The following is a 19,281-nucleotide window of genomic DNA, read 5'->3' on the forward strand; positions in this document are numbered from 1 at the left end:
CACGCTGCCGGCCTTTTTCTTTGGACCGCCGAAATCACGAAGCCTCCTCGCCTTGATCCTCCCCGAACTCAGCCACGAATGGAAAACCGGCCTCTCCCTGGCGTGGAGCGGCTACATCGCGGTGTTGTCGATCTGGATCGTGATGCAAAAGCGCGCGCCGGTGTCCACGATGAGCTGGATCTTGTCGCTGGCGCTGCTGCCGTTCGCGGGCTTCGTCGTCTACTACTTCCTCGGGCCGCAGCGCCTGAAAAAACAGCGGCTCAAGCGCCTGCGCAGCCGCGCCGGTGCCTCCGCCCAAGCCGATGTCGCGCGGCTGCGCGACGCGGCGCAGAACGCCCCGCCAGCGCTGCAGCAGATGGCCAAACTGGGCACTGCGACCTGTGGGCTGCCGGTGTCGAGCGCCGTTGATGTCGAGCTGCTCTCGGGCGGCGCACGCACTTTCGACGCGATCTTCGAGGCCGTGCGCGCCGCGCAGAACCACATCCACCTCGAGTACTACATCTTTGAGCCCGACAAGATCGGCACCGCCTTGCGCGACCTGCTGATTGAGCGCGCGAAGCAGGGCGTGACGGTGCGCCTGCTGATCGACGCACTGGGCTCCAAGCGCATCGGCCGCAATTTCATGGCGCCGATGCTCGAGGCGGGCGTGAAGGTCGCGTTGTTCCATGACACCAAGATCGGTCGCCGACTGCGCCCGGTGACCAACTACCGCACCCACCGCAAGATCGTGGTGTGCGACGGCCGCGTCGGCTTCACGGGCGGCGTGAACATCACCGACGAGGAAGACAAGCGCACCAACCCCGACGCCTATCACGACGTGCACCTGCGCATCGAGGGCAGCGCGGTGCGCTGGCTGCAGACCACTTTCCTCGAAGACTGGACTTACGCCACCGGCGAAGACCCGCGCGGCATGGACGACACCCTGAATGCCATGCTGCCGCAGCTGGAAGCCGGCGACATCCCCGTGCAGATCGTCACCAGCGGCCCCGACAACGCGATGGAAGCCATCCACCGCATGCACGTCGAGGCCATTCACTCGGCCACGCACCGCGCCTGGCTCACCACGCCGTACTTCGTGCCGGGCGAGCCGGCGCTGATGGCGCTCACCAGTGCCGCGCTGCGCGGCGTCGACGTGCGCCTGCTGGTGCCGCGTCGCAGCGATTCGGCCATCGTGAGCGCCGCCGCACGCTCGTACTTCGACGAGCTCATTGCCGCTGGCGTGAAGGTCTGGGAGTACAAGGCGCGCATGCTGCACTCCAAGACCTTGGTGGTCGACGACCATTGCGCGATGATCGGCACCGCGAATTTCGACAACCGCAGCTTCCGCCTCAACTTCGAGGTGTGCGCGGTGGTTTATGGTCCGGAACTGGCCCGGCCGCTGGCGGCGCAGTTCGAGACCGACCTGCACAGTTCCGGCGCGGTGCGCGCCAACCGGCACCAGAGTTTCTGGCGCCGCCTCGGCGACGCCATTGCGCGCTTGTTTTCACCCTTGCTCTGAATGAACCACACCTTTCTCTGGCACGACTACGAAACCTTCGGCGCGGTGCCGCGTCGCGACCGTCCCTCGCAGTTCGCTGCCATCCGCACCGACGCCGAGCTCAACGAAGTCGGCGAGCCGCTGATGATCTATTGCAAGCCCGCGCCGGACTACCTGCCCAGCCCCGAGGCCTGCCTGATCACCGGCATCACGCCGCAGGTGTGCCTGGAGCGCGGCATTCCCGAGCATGAATTCGCCGCGCACATCGAGCGCGCCTTCTCGCAGCCGGGCACCATCGGTGTCGGCTACAACACCATCCGCTTCGACGACGAGGTCACGCGCTTCCTGTTCTGGCGCAACCTGATCGACCCGTATGCGCGCGAATGGCAGAACGATTGCGGCCGCTGGGACCTGCTCGACGTGGTGCGCCTCACGTACGCGCTGCGCCCCGACGGCATCGAGTGGCCGAAGAAGGAAGACGGCAAGCCCAGCTTCAAGCTCGAAGACCTGGCGCGCGCCAACGGCCTGCTGCACGAGTCGGCGCACGATGCGCTCTCCGACGTGCGCGCCACCATCGCGCTGGCCCGGCTCATCCGCGACAAGCAGCCCAAGCTGTTCGACTTCGCATTCAGCCTGCACAAGAAGGACCGCGTCGCCAGCGAACTCGGCCTGCCCGCGATGCGCGAAACCGCGAAGCCCTTCCTGCACGTCTCGGGCATGTTCCCGGTCGAGCGTGGCTGCCTGGCCGTGATGTGGCCGCTGGCCAGCCACCCCACCAACAAGAACGAACTGCTGGCCTGGGACCTTGCGTACGACCCGAGCGAGCTGCGCGACATCGACGCCGACACGCTGCGGCTGCGTCTGTTCACCCGCACGGCCGACCTGCCCGAAGGCGTGGTGCGCCTGCCCGTGAAGGGCGTGCACCTCAACAAGTCGCCGATGGTGGTCGGCAACCTGCGCACGCTCGCGCCGGCCATGGCCGAGCGCTGGGGCATCGATCTCGACACAGCCATGCGCCACGCCGCCATCGCGCGCGACCTGCCCGACATGAGCGCCATCTGGTCGCAGGTGTATGCCCGGCCGAAGGAGGCCACGCCCGATGTCGACGAAGACCTCTACGGCGGCTTCGTCGGCAATGCCGACCGCCGGCGCCTCAACCAGCTGCGCGGCCTGTCGCCCGAAGAGCTGGCCAAGGACCGCACCGGCTTCGACGACGGCCGGCTCGACGAGATCCTGTTCCGCTACCGCGCACGCAACTGGCCCGAGCTGCTCAATGAGGACGAGGCCGAACGCTGGGAAGCCCTGCGCGTGGCGAAGCTCTTCAAGGGCGAGGGTGGGGCGCGCACCATCGAGATGCTTTTCAGCGAGGTCGATGCGCTCTCCGAGAACGCCGACGAGCGCGGCGAGGAAATCCTCGGCGCGCTCTACGAATACGCCGAGGCCATTGCGCCCGAGGCCTGATCCGCGCCTTCCATGAGCCTGACGATCAACGCCGAACTCTCGAAGGGCCTCGAAAGCTACGGGCTCTTCCTGTCGGAAGGCTCACTGCTGCCGACGCCATTCCGCTTCGAGACGCCGGTGCGCGTGTGGCACGCCGTGCAGATGCATGGCGGATGCTCCATGGGCGCGTATTCGAGCATCTCGCCTGGCGCATTGCTCGTGGACGTGCGCATGGGGCGCTATTGCTCCATCGGCGACGGCGTGCAGACCCTGTCGGACCATCCCGCCGGCTGGCTCACGACGCACATGCTGGCCTACGCGCCGAATTTCCCTGAACCCTACCGGCACCAGTCAGTCGGCCAGTTTCCGTCGCACTCGCCAGTCGTGATCGGCAATGACGTATGGATCGGCTCGAGGGTGAGCCTCAAGAGCGGCATCACCATCGGCGATGGCGCAGTGATCGGCGCGGGCGCCATCGTGACGCGCGACGTGGCTTCTTTCACCGTCGTGGGCGGCGTGCCGGCTCGGGTGATCCGCCAGCGGTTTCCCGACGCGCTCATCGAACGCATCCAGGCCTGCCCCTGGTGGGACTGGGACTTGCGCACGTTGGCGCTCGATTGGCAGCATCCTGAAAAAGCCCAGTCGACACTGGAGGCCGCCGTTGCCGAAGGCAGTCTGTCGCGCTGGAGTCCCGGCTGGCGGCTGCTCGACCACGGCACGCCGCCCGCCGAGGGCCAGCCCACACCGCTGGTCTTTCTCCCGGGTTGACGACGACGCATGGAGGTATTTCGAATGACAACAGGCACCTCACCCCTTATCCGCACCGTGCTGGCGACTGTCGCGGTGGCCGCGGCGCTTGCCGGATGCAGCGCCTTGCCGTCAACGCCCGGCGCTGCGAAAACCTGCGCGAGCAGTTTCGAAACCTTCGAGCGCGACACGCTCTATTTCGGCCGGGCCATTCCTTCGGGCGGACAGGTGTCTGATGCAGAGTGGACCGGGTTTCTCGACACCACCATGACGCCGGCCTTTCCGCAGGGCCTGACGGTGATCGATGCTGCTGGCCAGTGGCGCGGCGTGTCGGGTGATGTGGTGCGCGAGCGCTCCAAGCTGGTGGTGCTGCTGCATCCGCGCAGCGACAAGGACGACGTTGCCATCGCCAACATCATCGGCACTTACCGCCAGCGATTCGCGCAAGAGGCTGTGCTGCAGGAGCGGCAATCCGTCTGCGTGCGGTTCTAAGGCTGCCCGTCGATGGCCGGTAGCCCACTCAGGTCTTCCGACCACGCCAGCGCGGAGCGGCACCAGATCCGGCGACGCGGGGGCAACAATGCGCGCTGCGCCAGCGCTCCCACGCGCAACGCATAGCTGGGCGGCGTGTCGCTGTCCGCGGCCGCCCAGATTGGCGAGCCGCAGTTCGCGCAGAAGCCGTGCCGTCGCCGCGCACCGCTGTCTGCCGTCTTCACGTAGGTCTTCGGCGTGCCAGTCAGCAGCCGGAAGCTGGAGGCCGGCACCGGTACCGACACGCGGTAGGCGGAGCCCGACAGCACCTGGCAGTCGCTGCAGTTGCACAGCGAGACTTTGTCTGGGTCGAGCTCGGCTTCGAAGGTGATCTGGCCGCAGTGGCAGGCGCCCTGGACTTGCATGCGAATTCCTTTTCGGGAGAAGCAGGCATCGTAGGAAGAGCGGCCCGCGGGCGCAATGGCCGGTTATTTCCCCCACCGCGCAGCCTCCGGCGCTGCCACGTATGCTCCCCGGATGGACGCCAATTCCACCGCGCTCGTCGACTTCGCCACCCGCCACCGCAAGCTCTTCGTGCTCACTGGCGCGGGGTGCAGCACCGAATCGGGCATTCCCGACTACCGGGACGTCGAGGGCGAATGGAAGCGCCCGTCGCCTGTCACCTACCAGGCCTTCATGGGCGAGGAGTCGACGCGACAGCGCTACTGGGCGCGCAGCCTGATCGGCTGGCCGACCATGGCCGGCGCCCGTCCGGGTGCGGCGCACCGCGCGCTAGCGCGGCTGGAGGCCGCAGGCCGCGTGGGCTTGCTGCTCACGCAGAACGTCGATGGCCTGCATGAGGCGGCCGGCAGCCGCGGCGCCATCGACCTGCACGGGCGCATCGACACGGTACGCTGCATGGCCTGCGAGCGGCGCACGGCACGCGCGGCGCTGCAGCTCGAACTGCGGCAGCGCAACCCGCACTGGGCCGCGCTGGAAGCCCGCGCGGCACCCGACGGCGACGCCGATCTCCAGGGCCATGATTTCTCCGCCTTCGACGTGCCCACTTGCACGCACTGCGGCGGCCTGCTCAAGCCCGACGTGGTGTTCTTCGGCGAAAGCGTGCCGAAGGAGCGCGTCACGGCCGCCTTCTCGGCGCTGGAAGAGGCCGACGCGGTGCTCGTGGCTGGTTCCTCGCTGATGGTGTATTCGAGCTTTCGCTTCGTGCAGGCCGCTGCCGCAGCGGGCAAGCCGGTGGTGGCGGTGAACCTGGGGCGCACGCGCGCGGACGCGCTGCTGGCGCTGAAGATCGAACGGCCGGTGGGCGAGGCGCTGGAAGCGCTTGCGCAGCAACTGGCGCCCGAGTTGCAGCCCGGCCGCGTGGCCTAGCGTTCGCCGGGCGCCGCCATTGCCGGTGACAGGGCCAGCACCAGCAGCCGTGCCACACAGATCCGCGCAGGACGTTTCATGAACTGTGCTTTGGCGCCATCCAGCTCGTTGCAGCGCCTCGGCCCGCGAGATGCAGGCTCGCCGTGGCGGCAGGCGTTTCAGCCAGCAGTCGACCCTTGCGGAACACCTTGAGCCGCGTGGCGCGCAGGCGGATCGCCTCGACCGGGTCGCGCGCCTGCAGCAGCACGAAGCTCGCGTCGCAGCCCGCCTCGATGCCGTAGCCCTGCAGATGCATCACCCGCGCCGCATTCGTCGTCACCGCCTCGAAGCACTGGCGGATGCCGGCCTGGCTGGTCATCTGCGCCACGTGCAGGCCCATGTGCGCCACTTCGAGCATGTCGCCCGAGCCCATGCCGTACCAGGGGTCCATCACGCAGTCGTGGCCGAAGGCAACGTTCACGCCGGCGGCCATCAGCTCGGGCACGCGGGTCATGCCGCGGCGCTTGGGGTAGGTGTCGTGGCGGCCCTGCAGCGTGATGTTGATGAGCGGGTTTGCGATGACGGACACGCCACTCTGCGCGATCAGCGGCAGCAGCTTGCTCACGTAGTAGTTGTCCATCGAGTGCATCGAGGTGCAGTGCGAGCCCGTCACGCGGCCCTGTAGGCCGAGGCGCTGCGCCTCGAAGGCCAGCGTTTCGATGTGGCGCGAGAGCGGGTCGTCGGACTCGTCGCAATGCATGTCGACCAGCTTGCCCCGCGCGGCCGCGATTTCGCACAGCAGCTTCACGCTGGCCGCGCCATCGGCCATGGTGCGCTCGAAATGCGGAATGCCGCCGACCACGTCCACGCCCTTGTCGAGCGCGCGCTCCAGGTTCTCGACGCCGCCAGGGGAGCGCAGCACGCCGTCCTGCGGGAAGGCGACCAGCTGCAGGTCGAGGTAGGGCGCTACCTGGCGCTTGACTTCGAGCAATGCATCAACCGCCAGCAGGCTCGGGTCGCTGGTGTCCACGTGAGAGCGAATGGCCAGCAGCCCCTTGGCCACGGCCCAGTCGCAGTAGGAGAGCGCGCGTTCGATCAGTGCATCGGCCGTGAGCAGCGGCTTCAGCTCGCCCCACAGTGCGATGCCTTCGAGCAGCGTGCCGCTTTCGTTGACGCGCGGCAGGCCGTAGCTGAGCGTGGCATCCATGTGGAAATGCGGGTCGACGAAGTGGGGCGCGAGCAGCAGGCCTTGCGCGTCTAGCGTCTCGTGCGCCGGAGCGTCGAGGCCTTCGGTCACTTCGGCGATGCGGCCGCCCTCGACGGCAATCGACATGCCGGTGCGGCCGTCGGGGAGGGTGGCGTTGGTGATGAGGAGGTCGAGCATCGTGGGTGCTTTGAGATCGAGTGGCGCTATTTTCAGTCCCGAGGACGTTGCGGCGCGAATTACCTTGAGAATGCCGGCCTCGAACTTCAAATACGCCGATGAAAGCAGCTTTCGCCCTGACCGTCTTGCTTGCCAGTGCTCCGCCGTGCTTCGCGCTGACTTTCGGCGCTGCGACGGAAAATCTTCTGTACTTCGAGTATGCCTCGCTAGCGTCCGATCATTGCGAGCGGCAGAAGGTCCCGACTGGCCCGGTTCTCAAGGCTTGGCAGGGGCAGCACGAACCCCTCTTCCGGCGCACGATCGAGGTCGTACGGGCGGAAGGCAAGAGGCGTGGCCTCGCGACGGAAAATGAGCAGGACGCTTTGCTTTTCGAAGTCATCGGCATGGCCGACAAGAAGGCGCAAGAACACATCGTTCGCAAGGGCGTTCCTTGTCGCAAGTTCAGCACTTTCATCGATGGCTTGGCGACATCGTTCCAGCGCTGAACGTCGTCACGCTTCGTCTCAGCGCGTGTTCTGCGCCCGGTAGCGATACTGCCCCGGCGCCGGCCCGACCTCGATGGTCACCCGCCGCAGCTTCTCTTCATGCCCGGACGATGCACGCGCCGTCACCACGATGCCGCGCGGCGTGGCGCGGCAGGTGAGGTCGGTCAGCGCGATTTCCGCATGGTCGTTGTCCAGCTCGGCGATGGCCACCGTGTGCTCGGCGCGCAGGCTGCCGTTGGCGTCGCGCGTCATCCATTGCACGTAGAGGAACGACTGCGCGTACTGGTCGGCATGCAGCACGCGGTAGGTGCCTTGGTGGTCCTTGCCCCAGGTGCCACACATCTGCACCCAGCTGATCGCGTCGGGCGTCCTGAAGGCTTCGTAGCCGACATCCATGCCCAGCGCGTGCGCACCCGTGCCGCTCAGCGTGCCCAGCGCCAGCAAGGCCGCGAGCAGGGCGCCGCGCGCGGCGCTGGACTTGGTCGTCATCGTCAACGTTCCCCTTTGCGATACGGTTTCATCAATGCCTGCGGATAGCTCGCCTTGCGCGCCACCAGCACCAACGCCAGGATCGACAGCAGGTAGGGCAGCATCAGGTACAGCTGGTAGGGCAGCACGGCATCGCCCGATTGTTGCAGCCGCAGCTGCAGCGCATCGAAGAATGCGAACAGCAGCGCGCCGATCAGCGCCTTGCCCGGCCGCCACGAAGCGAACACCACCAGCGCCACGCAGATCCAGCCGCGGCCGTTCACCATGTTGAAGAAGAAGGCGTTGAAGGCCGACAACGTAAGGAACGAGCCCGCCACGCCCATCAGCGCCGAGCCTGCGACGATGGCTCCGGTGCGCGTTGCCGCGACCGAAACGCCCTGGCTCTCTGCCGCCTGCGGGTTCTCGCCGACCATGCGCAGCGCAAGGCCGAGCGGCGTGCGGTACAGCACCCAGCCGACGACGGGCACCAGCAGCAGAGCGAACAGCGTGAGCGCGGTCTGCGCATTCAGGATCGGCACCGGCAGCCAGTCCATCGGCGCGAACGGCGTGATGGTCGGCGGCGTGTTCACTTTCGGAAAGCTCACGCGGTAGCCGAAGTAGCTCAGCGCGGTCGCCAGCAGCGTGATGCCCAGCCCCGACACATGTTGCGACAGCGCAAGCCCGACGGTAAGAAAGGCATGCAGCAGGCCGAACACCATGCCCGTGAGCGCGGCCACGCCCACGCCCACCCACAACGGCGCACCCGCATACACCGCGAGCCAGCCGGTGAAGGCGCCCGCGACCATGATTCCTTCGATGCCCAGGTTGAGCACGCCCGCGCGCTCGCACAGCAGCACGCCGAGCGTGCCGAGAATCAGCGGCGTGGCGATGCGCAGCACCGCGACCCAGAAGGCGGGGTTGGCGAGGATGTCGAGGAAGTCCGTCATTTCTTCATCCGCACCCGGTATTGCGTCAGCAGCGTCGCCACCAGCACCGCGATCAGCGATGCGGCGACGATCACGTCCGCGATGTACGTCGGCACGCCGACCGCGCGGCTCATGGTGTCGGCGCCGACCAGCACACCCGCAACGAACACGGCGGCCGCAATCACGCCCAGCGGATGCAGCCCCGCCAGCATCGCAATCACGATGCCCGTGTAGCCGTAGCCTGGCGACATGTCGAGCGTGACGTAGCTCGTGCGGCCCGCCACCTCGATGGCGCCCGCCAGCCCCGCCAGCGCGCCCGAGAGCAGCGCAACCATCACCACGGTGCGCGTCACCGGCACGCCCGCGAAGGCCGCGGCGCGCGCATTCGCACCCACGGCGCGGATGTCGAAGCCCAGCACCGTGTATTTGAAGACCGCCCACACCATCACCGCGAGCGACACGGCCCACAGCAGCCCGGTGTGCACGCGCGTCTGTGCGATGAGCTTGCCGAGTTCGAGGTCAGGCTGGAGCGACACGCTCTGCGGCCAGCCCATGGCGCTCGGGTCTTTCATCGGCCCGTCGAGCAGCGCCGACACGCCCAGCAGCACGATGAAGTTGATCAGCAGCGTGGTGACGACCTCGTCCACGCCGAGCTTGTTCTTCATCAGCGCCGGGCCCAGCAGCATCAGCGCACCCGCCACGGCGGCGGCAAGCATCATCAGCGGGAACAGCACCCACGGCGACAGCTCGAAGCCCGTGCCGCCATGCATGCCACCCACGGCGACGGCGGCCAACGCGCCAGCGTAGAGCTGGCCCTCGGCGCCGATGTTGAAGAGCCGTGCCTTGAAAGCGACAGTTGCGGCCAGCCCGGTGAGGATCAGCGGGATCGCGCGCGTCAGCGTTTCGCTCCACGCGAACACCGAGCCGAAGCCGCCCTGCAGCAGCAGCGCGTAGGTGCGGCCGACCGGCGCGCCGGCCCACAGCACCAGCAGTGCGCTGACTGCCATGGTGAAGACGACCGCGCCGATGGGCGCAAGCACCAGCGCCGTGCGCGAGGTCTCGTGGCGCCGTTCGAGTCGCATCATGATGCGACTCCCTTGGAATGGGGCGCCGTCGCGCCGGCCATGGCCAGCCCGATGGCTTCGCGCGTCCAGGCCGCGGCCGGGCGGGCTTCGCCCAGATGGCCGCCGTGCATCACGGCCACGCGGTCGCCGAGCGCAAGCACTTCGTCGAGATCGTCGGAAATCACCAGCACGGCCGCGCCGGCATCGCGCGCGGCGATGAGCTGCTGCTGCACATAGGCCACGGCGCCGATGTCGAGGCCCCAGGTCGGCTGGTGCGCGACGATCAGGCGCGGCGCGCGGTTCGGGTATTTCTTGTTGTCGTCGCCCTTGGCCGCGTCGGGCTGCTCGGGCGCCAGCAGGGCGCGCCCCAGAATCAGTTTCTGCATGTTCCCGCCGGAGAGCGAACGGGCCGGCGCCATCAGCCCGGCGCCGCGCACGTCGAATGCTTTTTCGATGCGCCGTGCATGCAGGCGGGCGGCCGCGCGCTTCACGATCCACGACCAGCGCGAAAACACCGGGCTGCGCAGGCGCTCCGACACGGCGTTCTCCCATACCGGCAGATCGCCCACCACGCCAACGGCATGGCGGTCTTCCGGAATGCGCGCAACGCCGCGCTGCACCAGGCGGGCGGGCGAGGGCGGCAAGGCTCGGCCCATCAGCTGAGCGGTGCCGGCAGTGGCGCGGCGCGTGCCACACAGCAGCTCGGCCAGCGCCACCTGCCCGTTGCCGGAGACGCCGGCAATGGCGGTGATCTCGCCGGCGCGCAGAGTCAGCGACACCTCGCGCAGCCGGTCTTGCCCACCGTTCTTGTCCGATGCGGTGCTCACGTGGTCGAGCACGCAGATGGCATCGCCGACCGACTTGGCCGGCCGCCGCTGCGGCGCCTCGACCGCATGCCCGACCATCCACAGCGCAAGCTGCGCTTGCGTGGTGTCGGCCGTGCGCGCCTCGGCCACCAGCTTGCCGCCGCGCAGCACGGCGATGCGGTGCGACACGCGCAGCACCTCGCCGAGCTTGTGGCTGATGAAGATCACCGACAGCCCCTGCGCCACCATCTGCGCGAGCGTGGAGAACAGTGCCTCGCTTTCCTGCGGCGTCAGCACGGCGGTCGGCTCATCGAGGATCAGGATGCGCGCGCCGCGATACAGCGCCTTGAGAATTTCCACGCGCTGGCGTTCGCCGACCGACAGGCTGCCGATTTGAGCGTCGGGCTGCACCGGCAGGCCGAAGCGTTGAGCCACATCGAGCAGCCGGGCGCGCGCAGCTGCGCGGCGCGACATCGGGCGCCACAGCGGCTCGGTGCCCATCATCACGTTGTCGAGCACGCTGAGGTTGTCGGCCAGCGTGAAATGCTGGTGCACCATGCCCACGCCGGCAGCGAGCGCGGCCTTGGGGTTGCCCGGCGGCAGCGGCGCGCCGAAGACCTCGATGCCGCCTTCATCTGCGACATAGTGGCCGAACAGGATCGACATCAGCGTCGACTTGCCCGCGCCGTTCTCGCCGAGCAGCGCGAGCACTTCGCCGGCCTGCAAGTCGAGGGAAATGGCGTCGTTGGCGACGAGGCTGCCGAAGCGCTTGGTGATGCCCTGGAGGCGCAGGACGGTGGTGTCGCTTCCTCCCTCCGAGGGAGGGAGGAAAGGCGGGGTCACTTCCATGCAGCCAGGAAAGCCAGCATGACCTTGGCGGAGTTGTCCGCCGCGATGCCCATGAAGGTGCCCATTTCGTTCTCGCCGTCACCGCCGCCCGCAAGGTCGCTGAGCGAGCGGAAGGCGATGTAGGGCACGCTGTTGCTGTAGGCGACCATGCCCACGGCTGCGGTTTCCATGTCGAGCACGTTGGCCTGGAAGGTCTTGTAGGTGTATTCGCGGTAGGCCTTGTTGTCCATGAAGGCCTGGCCCGAGACACCGTTGCCGCCAACCACCAGCTGGGGCTTGCGCGGCAGGCACTTGCCGGCGCTGCAGTTGGCCAGGTCGACATTGCGAATGCTGCGCGCCACCTCGAGCATCTTCGGATCGGCCTCGAACCAGAACTTGCGCTGGATCTCCGGACGCGCCGCCGAGCGCACCTCGACCGGGCGCGGGAACATCATGCCGAAGTTGGGCAGCGTGGCGTCGGTGATGAAGGGCGGTGCGGCGTACTTGCCCGGCGCGGTTTCGCGCGCCATCAGCACTTCGAGGTACTGGCCCCATTGCGCCGGCACCGTGACGTCGCCGACATGCAGCGACGGATTCACGCCACCCGCGATGCCGCTGAACACGATGTTCGTGATGCGAAAGCGGTTGAGCACGAGCTGCGTGTTCATCGTCGCGTTCGTCATGCTGATGCCCGACAGGAACAGCACCACGGGCTTGCCTTCGAGCGTGCCGGTGGTGAACTCCACGCCGTTCACGCTGTGCTTCGCCGGGCCTTGCAGGCGCGTCAGCAGCAGCTTCAGTTCGGGCTCGAAGGCCGAGAGCACCGCAATGCGCGGGGTGTCGTCCAGGCGCGTGCTGCTGTTGATGCTGACGCCGGTGCCCTTGTAGACGCCGACGCAGCCCGACAGGCCGAGGGCCAGCACGCCGGCCGCGAGAAAGGAACTCCAGCGGATCTTCATCGGCGCGCTCACTTGGCGGTGGACTTGGGTTGCGCGTCGTCCACCTTCACGGTGAACTTACCCGAGAGGATGTCAGCCTGCCTGGCCTTCACCTTGGTGACGATGTCCGCCGGCACCTTCTTCTCGAAGGTGCCCAGCGGCGCCAGCTCGGAGCCCTTGTGCTTCATCTGCGCGTACGCGCCGTAGTCTTCGGCCGCGAACTTGCCTTCCTTCACGAGCTTGATCGCGCGGTCGGCTGCAGGCTCGAAGTTCCACAGGGCCGACGCCACCACCGTGTCGGGATACTGGCTCTGCGTGTCGATCACGTTGCCGATAGCGAGCTTGCCCTTTTCCTTGGCCGCGTCAGAGACACCGAAGCGTTCGGCGTACATCACGTCCGCGCCCTTGTCGATCATGGCGAAGGCCGCTTCCTTGGCCTTCGGCGGATCGAACCAGCTGTTGATGAAGCTCACGCTGAACTCGACCTTCGGGTTCGTTTCCTTCGCGCCGGCCATGAACGCGTTCATCAGCCGGTTGACCTCGGGAATCGGGAAGCCGCCGACCATGCCGATGCGATTGCTCTTCGTCATACCGCCGGCCACCATGCCGCTGAGGTAGGCCGGCTCCTGGATGAAGTTGTCGAACACGCTGAAGTTGGGCGCTTGCGGCTTGAGCGACGAGCCCATCAGGAAGGCCACCTTCGGAAAGTCTTTCGCGACCTTGCGCGCCGCCGCTTCCACGCCGAACACCTCGCCCAGGATCAGCTGGTTGCCGGCGGTGGCGTACTCGCGCATCACGCGTTCGTAGTCGGCGTTGCTGACGTTCTCGGTGGCCTTGTATTCGATCTCGCCGCGAGCCTCGGCAGCCTTCAGCGCCTTGTGGATGCGGCCGACCCATTGCTGCTCGAAGGGCACGGTGTACACCGCCGCCACCTTCAGCTTGGCCTGCGCGAGCGCAAGGCCGGGTGCGCCGGCCGCAAGTGCTGCGGCAATGGCGACGGAACGGATGATCAACTGGCGGCGTGCTGTCACGGTGCTTCTCCTCGAGGTATGGAAATCTTCTTGTCGCTGCACGAAGGGCAGCGCGGCAGCCGGCTAATCGGACGCCGGGGCTTTACTTGGTGCCAAAGATGCGGTCGCCTGCGTCGCCGAGGCCCGGCAGGATGTAGCCGTGGCTATTGAGCTCGCGGTCGATCGCGGCGGTATAGATCGGCACGTCCGGATGGGCCTTCTGCATCGTCGCCACGCCTTCAGGGCAGGTCAGCAGGCAGACGAACTTGATCGACTTGGGGTTGAGTTCCTTCAGGCGCTCCACCGCGGCCACGGCCGAGTTGCCGGTGGCCAGCATCGGGTCGACCACGATCACGTCGCGGTTCTCCATCTCGCCGGGCATCTTGAAGTAGTACTCGACGGCCGTCAGTGTCTTCGGGTCGCGGTACAGGCCGATGTGGCCGACGCGGGCGCCGGGCACCACGGTCAGCATGCCGTCGAGGATGCCGGTGCCGGCACGCAGGATGGACACCAGCACCAGCTTCTTGCCGTCGATGACCTTGGCCTGCATGGTCTCCAGCGGGGTTTCGACCTCGATGTCCTGCATCGGCATGTCGCGCGTGACCTCATAGGCCATCAGCATGCTGATTTCGTTGAGGAGCCGGCGAAAGCTGTTGGTGGACGCATCCTTGCGGCGCATCAGCGTGAGCTTGTGCTGGACGAGGGGGTGGTTGACGAGGTGGACGTTGCTCATTGGAATTTTTTCTATCGTTGCTGCTGAACCCGGGAGTCTAAAAGACGGTGCCGTCGCTCTCGATCAGCAGAGGCGGAGCACCGTCACGCAAGCGTTGTGCCAACGCGCGGCCCGCGGCCCAGGTGCCGCCTTCGAGCACGCAGGCCAGCGGCAGCTCTTCCTCGGTGCGGTCGAGCACCTTGCGCACGCGCGGCGCCACTTCGTCGAGCAGCGCCACGGTGAGCGCGCGCCATTCGACGATGAATTCGTCACTCGCCTTCCAGCGACGGGTGAGAAAGGCCGGGTCCTTCGGCACGATCACGCCGCTGTCGATCAGCAGCCCGCCGTTGCGGTACTCGGGCAGGGCGGTGAGCGCGTCGAGGTGGCGCACCTTCACGCCGGCCCATTCGAAGGGTTCGAGCAGCGAATACGTGAGCCACTGCGAGAGCTTGTGAAACGGCATCCAGCCGTTGGTGAGGCCGGGGCCGCGCACTGCGCTGTGGCGCCAGCAGTCGCCCAGCGCCAGCGCCGGGTCGCCCGAGCCGATGCCGCCCGTGCTGTCGCTGCCGTCGGCCGCGATGCTGTCGACGGCATTGGCCGAGGGCCAGATGCGCGACAGCGTTTCGAGCAGCAGCGAGAGGATCTGGTGCGCGGTGATCTCCGCAGTGGGCGGCGCGGCCGGGCCGTAGGGTCCGACCAGCGCGTCGAACAGGCCACCGGGCCGGCCGTCGTCGCCGAAGGTCTCGGGCTGCTCGCTCATGGCCTCGCCGAGCCGGCGCAGCAGCGTGGTGCGGCCCGCGAGGCCAACCAGCGGATTCACCTCGCTGACCTGGAAGGCGTCGCCGAGCCGGTCGGTGACCAGGCCGCGCAGGCCGGCCGCATCGGCCTGGTAGGGATGGTTTGGGTCGGACGAGAAAAGCCCGCTCATGAACGCGTGATAGCTCGCCACGCCCAACCCTTCGGAACGCGTGAAGCGCTCGCCGGAGGCCGATTCGATGTAGTGCCAGTCGGGGCCGGCACCAGCGTCGAGCAGCACGCTCACCAGCACCAGGTCGATCTGGGCGCGGGCGCGCTGGCGGGCGTCGCATTCGCCGAGCAGTGCGTCGAGTTCTTCGAGGCGATTGACGCCGCCGGCCTCGAAATGGCGCCAGCGGCTGTGGTACGGGATGGTGTCCCACGGATAGCGCTCGCGCGTGACCTCGGCGACAGTGCGCGCCGCGTCTTCGAGCATGTTGTCGCCGCCGATGCGGAACCACTGCGATTCGCCCCGGCGCGCGCGCGCCAGCAGGGCACCCGCGCGCTGGCGAATGGCTGCGGTAGTGCGCAGCAGACTGGCCGCGCCGGCCGGGTGCGCGGTGTCGGCGGTGAATTCGATGGACGGATCGACCTTGCCCGCGCCGCCCGGCGGCAGGCTGCCGGAGCCGTCGACGGGCATGTTCTTGTCGTCGCTGTTGCGGTTGCTCATTCGCTCAATCCCCGGCCCTTGGCCTTCTTCAGTTCCTCTGCGTCCGGCACCGGGCCGGGCGTGAAATAGCCGGCGGCCATCTTGGCGTCCATCTCGACGCGGGCGTCGGCCGGAATCAGCGCATCGGGAATGTTCACGCGCTCGCCGATCTCAATGCCCGAGCCGGTGATCGCGTCGAACTTCATGTTGCTCATCGACACGAGCCGATGGATCTTCTTGATGCCGAGCCAGTGGAAGACGTCGGGCATCAGCTCCTGGAAGCGCATGTCCTGCACGCCGGCCACGCACTCGGTGCGCGCGAAATACTGGTCGGCCGTGTCGCCGCCCACCTGGCGCTTGCGCGCGTTGTAGACCAGGAACTTGGTGACTTCGCCGAGCGCACGGCCTTCCTTGCGCGAGTAGGCGATGAGGCCCACGCCGCCGCGTTGCGCGCCCTGAATGCACTCCTCGATGGCGTGCGTGAGGTAGGGCCGGCAGGTGCAGATGTCGGAGCCGAACACGTCCGAGCCATTGCACTCGTCGTGAATGCGCGCGGTGAGCTCGACCTCGGGGTTGGCCAGGTCGCGCGGGTTGCCGAAGATGTAGAGCGTTTGCCCGCCGATGGGCGGCAGGAACACTTCGAGGTCGGAGCGCGTGACCAGCTCGGGGTACATGCCGCCGGTTTCCTCGAAGAGCGTGCGGCGCAGGTCGGTTTCGGAGCAGCCGAAGCGGCGCGCCACCTCGGGCAGGTACCACACGGGTTCGATGGCGGCCTTGGTCACCATCGCGGCACCGCCGGTGGTGAGGAAATGGCCGTCGGCCTTGAGGCGGCCGCTCTGCAGCGCTTCGATGACTTCCGGCAGGATCACATGCGCCTTGGTGATCGCGATGGTCGGGCGGATGTCGTAGCCCGCCGCCAGCTCGGTGGAGAACACATCCGCCACCAGCGCGCCCCACGGGTCCAGCGACACGATGCGCCCCGGCTCGCTCCACTGCGGGTAGGGCCCGATCACGTCGGTGGGCGCGGTGTTGGTCAGGTCGGCCTTGTGCTCGCGCTTGAGTGCCCCGGCCGCCACTGCCAGCGCGCGGTACACGCTGTACGAGCCGCTGTGCGTGCCGATCACGTTGCGATGCGCCCGCTTGGTGGTGGTGCCGACCACCGGCCCGCGCTCAGTTGCCGTGGCCGCGCCCCAGTGAATGGGCAGCGCACCGAAGCCGCCGGCGTGTGAAGTCAGCCGGATGTGGCCGGTCGACGACGAGGGATGGAGTGGGGGGAGGGGCGTGACACCGCCCGGGGTGGAAGGGATCGTTGTGCTGTCTGCAGACATTGGTAGCCCTCAAAAAATGCAATGTACCGATCACCCGCATGGCTTGCAAGCGGGCGCGTACCGCATGTGAGGCGCGGCCAATGCCGCAGGCACCTTCCGAGGGTTCCGCGTCAGGCTGGCGACGAACGCAGGCCGTAGGCCTTGCCGCCGACGAACAGGTATTCGGCGCGCAACACCGCATCGCCCTTTTCGCCGGCATGAGTGAAGCCCAGCACGGCCACCTGCGTGCCGGGCTTGATCTCTTCCACGTTCCACGCCTGCAGGCGCGTGAGCGGCGCGAGTTCGATCAGCCACTTGCGGTCGCTGCGAGTGGGCAACTGCGCCTTGGCGAGCAGGGCGGTGCCGTCCACGTCGGCGCTTTGTTTTGGCAGCGCGCGCTGCTTCAGGTCGGGCGGCAACGCCAGCTTCTCGGGTAGCTCGAGCTCCAGCTCGCCGTGCGGGTTGCGCCACATGACCTTGGTGGCGCGGCCCTCGAGGTACAGTGGCCGATCCTGGTCGAAGCTGCTCCATCCGTGATGGGCCCAGGCCGGCAGGCTCAGGGCGAGCGAACTGGCAATGAAGGCGCGTCTTTGCATCGTCATTTCAGGCTCCTTGTTCAGGCGTAAGCGATCCAGCGACCGCAGATGATGACAGCGAGCCAAAACCCCAAGGACAGAAGGCATTGCAGCCGCCCGCGCCGGCCCTCCAGCGTGGCAGTGCCGCCGAGCAGATGGAAGAGCAGCGCGTTGACACCCGCCAGCGCGATCAGCAGCAGCTTCAGCCTGAAGGCTGGATTGGCCAGCAGCTCGCCGGGTTGGCCCGCGAACATCGTGAGGCCGGTGGCAGCGCACAACCCGAAGCCGGCCAGCGCGGGCGTCAGCGTGAGGCGGGCGAGCACTGGTGCCGGCAGGTCGCGGCCCAGTCCGAACGCGCGCAACTCGAACACCAGCAGGCCGCCGAACAGCATCGCAATGCCGACGATGTGCACAACCTCCAGCGCCGGATAGGCCCAGGGGTGCGAGACGAGTCCGCTGAACATGGGCACTCCTTCCACGGGGTTCCACAGGGTCGGGGCGAGCTTAGCCCATGGCGATCGGCCGCTCGCGGCACAATCCACCGGAACTTTTTTCGACAAGGCTGTAACCAGCCAGCCCGATGGAACGAAACACCGTAGGCAGCAGGACGAACCAGAGCGACGCGGAAGCGGCGCTGCGCAGCCTGTTCCTTCGCGGCCTAGACGGCGACGCGAAGGCCTACCGCGACTTCCTGCAGCGACTCAGCGCGCACCTGCGCGCCTTTCTGGGCAAGCGTCTCTTTGGCTGGCCCGATGAAGTGGAAGACCTCGTCCAGGAATGCCTGCTCGCCATGCACAACCAGCGCCACACCTACCAGAGCGACCAGCCGCTGACGGCCTGGGTGCATGCGATTGCGCGCTACAAGATGATCGACCTGCTGCGCGCCAAGTCGGTCCGCGAAGACCTGCACGACCCGCTGGACGACGATCTCGCCGTGTTCGCCGAATCGGCCGAAGAGGCCAGCGATGCGAAGCGCGACCTCGGCGGCCTGCTCGAAACCCTGCCCGAGCGCCAGCGCTTGCCGATCGTGCACGTGAAGATCGAAGGTCTGTCCGTTGCCGAGACCGCGAGCCTGACGGGCATGTCGGAGTCGGCGGTGAAGGTCGGCATTCACCGGGGGCTCAAGGCGCTGGCCGCCCGGTTCGGGAACAGCTGGGGAGGTGCGGCATGAAGACCGACGATCTGGTCGCGATGCTGGCCAATGGCGATGTGGCCGTGCCGCGCCGTCGCGCCAGCCGGCGCATCTGGCTGGCGGTGCTGCTGGGCCTGCCGTTCTCGTTCTTGATCCTGTTCGGCGAATACGGCATGCGGCGCGACATCGTGCAGGCCATGTTCTGGCCGATGTTCTGGGTCAAGGTGCTGTTCCCCTTGTGCATCGCAGCGGCTGGCTTCGTGGCCGTGGAGCGACTTGCGCGGCCGGGCGTCGAGCCGCGGCGCACCTGGGTGGGCGCGGTGCTGCCGGTGCTCGGGGTGTGGGTGTTGGCGGTGATCGCCTGGTTCACCGTTCCGGTCGAGGAACGCATGCCTTCGCTGATGGGGCAGTCGTGGCGCATCTGCGCGCTGAGCATCGGGCTGATGGCGCTGCCGGTTTTCGCGGCCACGATGGTGGCGCTCAAGGGGATGGCGCCCACGCGGCCGGCGCTGGCCGGGGCTGCGGCAGGGGCGCTCGCAGGGGGCATCGGCGCGGCGGTCTATGCGCTGCACTGCATGGAGTTGACCGCGCCGTTTCTCGCGGTCTGGTACGTGAGCGGGATTGCTGTGCCGGTGCTGGTTGGTGCCGTACTCGGGCCACGCCTGCTGCGCTGGTAAACCCTCCTCGATCGATAAGAAA

The 19,281-nt window shown here is 67.6% G+C and carries 21 protein-coding genes; 8 read left to right on the forward strand and 13 right to left on the reverse strand.

Annotated elements, in window-relative coordinates; genetic code table 11:
- The first annotated feature begins 52 nt into the window (after positions 1-52).
- From cls to ACSFBF_RS02310, 4 genes are read left to right on the forward strand one after another with little or no spacing between them, the layout of a single operon-like run.
- On the forward strand, positions 53-1,498 hold the full coding sequence (gene cls, locus ACSFBF_RS02295) for a cardiolipin synthase (protein ID WP_435464728.1): 1,446 nt from the start codon (positions 53-55) through the stop codon (positions 1,496-1,498).
- Positions 1,499-2,938: an exodeoxyribonuclease I gene (gene sbcB, locus ACSFBF_RS02300; protein WP_435464729.1), complete on the forward strand. Its 1,440-nt coding sequence runs from the start codon at positions 1,499-1,501 to the stop codon at positions 2,936-2,938.
- A gap of 12 nt (positions 2,939-2,950) precedes the next feature.
- The gene (locus ACSFBF_RS02305) at positions 2,951-3,685 is read left to right on the forward strand and encodes a CatB-related O-acetyltransferase (RefSeq protein WP_435464730.1); all 735 of its coding nucleotides are present in this window, start codon (positions 2,951-2,953) and stop codon (positions 3,683-3,685) included.
- 24 nt (positions 3,686-3,709) lie between these two features.
- The gene (locus ACSFBF_RS02310; protein ID WP_435464731.1) at positions 3,710-4,156 is read left to right on the forward strand and encodes a DUF3574 domain-containing protein; all 447 of its coding nucleotides are present in this window, start codon (positions 3,710-3,712) and stop codon (positions 4,154-4,156) included.
- Here ACSFBF_RS02310 and ACSFBF_RS02315 read toward each other — a convergent pair.
- On the reverse strand, positions 4,153-4,560 hold the full coding sequence (locus ACSFBF_RS02315; RefSeq protein WP_435464732.1) for a GFA family protein: 408 nt from the start codon (positions 4,558-4,560) through the stop codon (positions 4,153-4,155). The two genes, ACSFBF_RS02310 and ACSFBF_RS02315, sit on opposite strands and share 4 nt — an antisense overlap.
- Positions 4,561-4,672: 112 nt before the next feature.
- Between ACSFBF_RS02315 and ACSFBF_RS02320 the strand changes: the two genes are divergently transcribed.
- Positions 4,673-5,524, forward strand: a complete 852-nt coding sequence (locus ACSFBF_RS02320; RefSeq protein ID WP_435464733.1) for an NAD-dependent protein deacetylase — start codon at positions 4,673-4,675, stop codon at positions 5,522-5,524.
- A 76-nt stretch (positions 5,525-5,600) separates the two neighbouring features.
- Here ACSFBF_RS02320 and ACSFBF_RS02325 read toward each other — a convergent pair whose 3' ends face one another.
- On the reverse strand, positions 5,601-6,887 hold the full coding sequence (locus tag ACSFBF_RS02325; RefSeq protein ID WP_435464734.1) for an amidohydrolase family protein: 1,287 nt from the start codon (positions 6,885-6,887) through the stop codon (positions 5,601-5,603).
- 98 nt (positions 6,888-6,985) lie between these two features.
- On the opposite strand from ACSFBF_RS02325, the gene ACSFBF_RS02330 reads away from it, so the two are divergent.
- Positions 6,986-7,372, forward strand: a complete 387-nt coding sequence (locus ACSFBF_RS02330; protein WP_435464735.1) for a hypothetical protein — start codon at positions 6,986-6,988, stop codon at positions 7,370-7,372.
- 18 nt (positions 7,373-7,390) lie between these two features.
- Here the strand turns inward: ACSFBF_RS02330 and ACSFBF_RS02335 are convergent, their stop codons facing one another.
- The 11 genes from ACSFBF_RS02335 to ACSFBF_RS02385 form a co-directional block, all read right to left on the reverse strand.
- On the reverse strand, positions 7,391-7,861 hold the full coding sequence (locus tag ACSFBF_RS02335) for a hypothetical protein (protein WP_435464736.1): 471 nt from the start codon (positions 7,859-7,861) through the stop codon (positions 7,391-7,393).
- Between the two features lie 2 nt (positions 7,862-7,863).
- Positions 7,864-8,787 (reverse strand): ABC transporter permease, encoded by a 924-nt coding sequence (locus ACSFBF_RS02340; protein ID WP_093073941.1) that lies wholly within the window; start codon positions 8,785-8,787, stop codon positions 7,864-7,866.
- Positions 8,784-9,848 (reverse strand): ABC transporter permease, encoded by a 1,065-nt coding sequence (locus ACSFBF_RS02345; RefSeq protein ID WP_435465885.1) that lies wholly within the window; start codon positions 9,846-9,848, stop codon positions 8,784-8,786. The genes ACSFBF_RS02340 and ACSFBF_RS02345 overlap by 4 nt, the downstream gene beginning before the upstream one ends.
- Positions 9,848-11,485: an ABC transporter ATP-binding protein gene (locus tag ACSFBF_RS02350; protein ID WP_435464737.1), complete on the reverse strand. Its 1,638-nt coding sequence runs from the start codon at positions 11,483-11,485 to the stop codon at positions 9,848-9,850. Before ACSFBF_RS02350 ends, ACSFBF_RS02345 begins: the two co-directional genes overlap by 1 nt.
- Positions 11,476-12,423: a 5'-methylthioadenosine/S-adenosylhomocysteine nucleosidase gene (locus ACSFBF_RS02355; RefSeq protein ID WP_435465886.1), complete on the reverse strand. Its 948-nt coding sequence runs from the start codon at positions 12,421-12,423 to the stop codon at positions 11,476-11,478. The genes ACSFBF_RS02350 and ACSFBF_RS02355 overlap by 10 nt, the downstream gene beginning before the upstream one ends.
- Positions 12,424-12,431: 8 nt before the next feature.
- On the reverse strand, positions 12,432-13,433 hold the full coding sequence (locus ACSFBF_RS02360) for a BMP family protein (protein WP_435464738.1): 1,002 nt from the start codon (positions 13,431-13,433) through the stop codon (positions 12,432-12,434).
- A gap of 82 nt (positions 13,434-13,515) precedes the next feature.
- Positions 13,516-14,145 (reverse strand): uracil phosphoribosyltransferase, encoded by a 630-nt coding sequence (gene upp, locus ACSFBF_RS02365; protein ID WP_007837874.1) that lies wholly within the window; start codon positions 14,143-14,145, stop codon positions 13,516-13,518.
- 37 nt (positions 14,146-14,182) lie between these two features.
- On the reverse strand, positions 14,183-15,589 hold the full coding sequence (locus tag ACSFBF_RS02370) for a URC4/urg3 family protein (protein ID WP_435464739.1): 1,407 nt from the start codon (positions 15,587-15,589) through the stop codon (positions 14,183-14,185).
- Positions 15,586-16,896, reverse strand: coding sequence for a GTP cyclohydrolase II (locus ACSFBF_RS02375; protein WP_093056954.1), 1,311 nt, complete (start codon positions 16,894-16,896; stop codon positions 15,586-15,588). The genes ACSFBF_RS02370 and ACSFBF_RS02375 overlap by 4 nt, the downstream gene beginning before the upstream one ends.
- A gap of 110 nt (positions 16,897-17,006) precedes the next feature.
- Positions 17,007-17,477 carry a DUF6152 family protein gene (locus ACSFBF_RS02380; RefSeq protein ID WP_435464740.1) on the reverse strand — a complete coding sequence of 157 codons (471 nt, stop codon included), beginning with the start codon at positions 17,475-17,477 and terminating at the stop codon, positions 17,007-17,009.
- A gap of 14 nt (positions 17,478-17,491) precedes the next feature.
- Positions 17,492-17,914, reverse strand: coding sequence for a hypothetical protein (locus ACSFBF_RS02385; RefSeq protein ID WP_435464741.1), 423 nt, complete (start codon positions 17,912-17,914; stop codon positions 17,492-17,494).
- 116 nt (positions 17,915-18,030) lie between these two features.
- Here ACSFBF_RS02385 and ACSFBF_RS02390 point away from each other — a divergent pair, with 116 nt between their 5' ends.
- Both ACSFBF_RS02390 and ACSFBF_RS02395 read left to right on the forward strand, forming a co-directional pair.
- On the forward strand, positions 18,031-18,621 hold the full coding sequence (locus ACSFBF_RS02390) for a sigma-70 family RNA polymerase sigma factor (RefSeq protein ID WP_435464742.1): 591 nt from the start codon (positions 18,031-18,033) through the stop codon (positions 18,619-18,621).
- Positions 18,618-19,259 (forward strand): NrsF family protein, encoded by a 642-nt coding sequence (locus tag ACSFBF_RS02395; protein WP_435464743.1) that lies wholly within the window; start codon positions 18,618-18,620, stop codon positions 19,257-19,259. The genes ACSFBF_RS02390 and ACSFBF_RS02395 overlap by 4 nt, the downstream gene beginning before the upstream one ends.
- Positions 19,260-19,281: the final 22 nt, after the last annotated feature.

The organism is Variovorax nivicola (genome assembly GCF_051216475.1).
GTDB lineage: Bacteria > Pseudomonadota > Gammaproteobacteria > Burkholderiales > Burkholderiaceae_C > Variovorax.

Excerpts from the sequence above, each read along its gene's own strand:
- sbcB (WP_435464729.1), top strand. The coding sequence starts at position 1,499 with ATGAACCACACCTTTCTCTGGCACGACTACGAAACCTTCGGCGCGGTG.
- ACSFBF_RS02305 (WP_435464730.1), top strand. The coding sequence starts at position 2,951 with ATGAGCCTGACGATCAACGCCGAACTCTCGAAGGGCCTCGAAAGCTAC.
- ACSFBF_RS02310 (WP_435464731.1), top strand. The coding sequence starts at position 3,710 with ATGACAACAGGCACCTCACCCCTTATCCGCACCGTGCTGGCGACTGTC.
- ACSFBF_RS02315 (WP_435464732.1), bottom strand. The coding sequence starts at position 4,560 with ATGCAAGTCCAGGGCGCCTGCCACTGCGGCCAGATCACCTTCGAAGCC.
- ACSFBF_RS02320 (WP_435464733.1), top strand. The coding sequence starts at position 4,673 with ATGGACGCCAATTCCACCGCGCTCGTCGACTTCGCCACCCGCCACCGC.
- ACSFBF_RS02325 (WP_435464734.1), bottom strand. The coding sequence starts at position 6,887 with ATGCTCGACCTCCTCATCACCAACGCCACCCTCCCCGACGGCCGCACC.
- ACSFBF_RS02330 (WP_435464735.1), top strand. The coding sequence starts at position 6,986 with ATGAAAGCAGCTTTCGCCCTGACCGTCTTGCTTGCCAGTGCTCCGCCG.
- ACSFBF_RS02335 (WP_435464736.1), bottom strand. The coding sequence starts at position 7,861 with ATGACGACCAAGTCCAGCGCCGCGCGCGGCGCCCTGCTCGCGGCCTTG.
- ACSFBF_RS02340 (WP_093073941.1), bottom strand. The coding sequence starts at position 8,787 with ATGACGGACTTCCTCGACATCCTCGCCAACCCCGCCTTCTGGGTCGCG.
- ACSFBF_RS02345 (WP_435465885.1), bottom strand. The coding sequence starts at position 9,848 with ATGCGACTCGAACGGCGCCACGAGACCTCGCGCACGGCGCTGGTGCTT.
- ACSFBF_RS02350 (WP_435464737.1), bottom strand. The coding sequence starts at position 11,485 with ATGGAAGTGACCCCGCCTTTCCTCCCTCCCTCGGAGGGAGGAAGCGAC.
- ACSFBF_RS02355 (WP_435465886.1), bottom strand. The coding sequence starts at position 12,423 with ATGAAGATCCGCTGGAGTTCCTTTCTCGCGGCCGGCGTGCTGGCCCTC.
- upp (WP_007837874.1), bottom strand. The coding sequence starts at position 14,145 with ATGAGCAACGTCCACCTCGTCAACCACCCCCTCGTCCAGCACAAGCTC.
- ACSFBF_RS02370 (WP_435464739.1), bottom strand. The coding sequence starts at position 15,589 with ATGAGCAACCGCAACAGCGACGACAAGAACATGCCCGTCGACGGCTCC.
- ACSFBF_RS02375 (WP_093056954.1), bottom strand. The coding sequence starts at position 16,896 with ATGTCTGCAGACAGCACAACGATCCCTTCCACCCCGGGCGGTGTCACG.
- ACSFBF_RS02380 (WP_435464740.1), bottom strand. The coding sequence starts at position 17,477 with ATGACGATGCAAAGACGCGCCTTCATTGCCAGTTCGCTCGCCCTGAGC.
- ACSFBF_RS02385 (WP_435464741.1), bottom strand. The coding sequence starts at position 17,914 with ATGTTCAGCGGACTCGTCTCGCACCCCTGGGCCTATCCGGCGCTGGAG.
- ACSFBF_RS02390 (WP_435464742.1), top strand. The coding sequence starts at position 18,031 with ATGGAACGAAACACCGTAGGCAGCAGGACGAACCAGAGCGACGCGGAA.
- ACSFBF_RS02395 (WP_435464743.1), top strand. The coding sequence starts at position 18,618 with ATGAAGACCGACGATCTGGTCGCGATGCTGGCCAATGGCGATGTGGCC.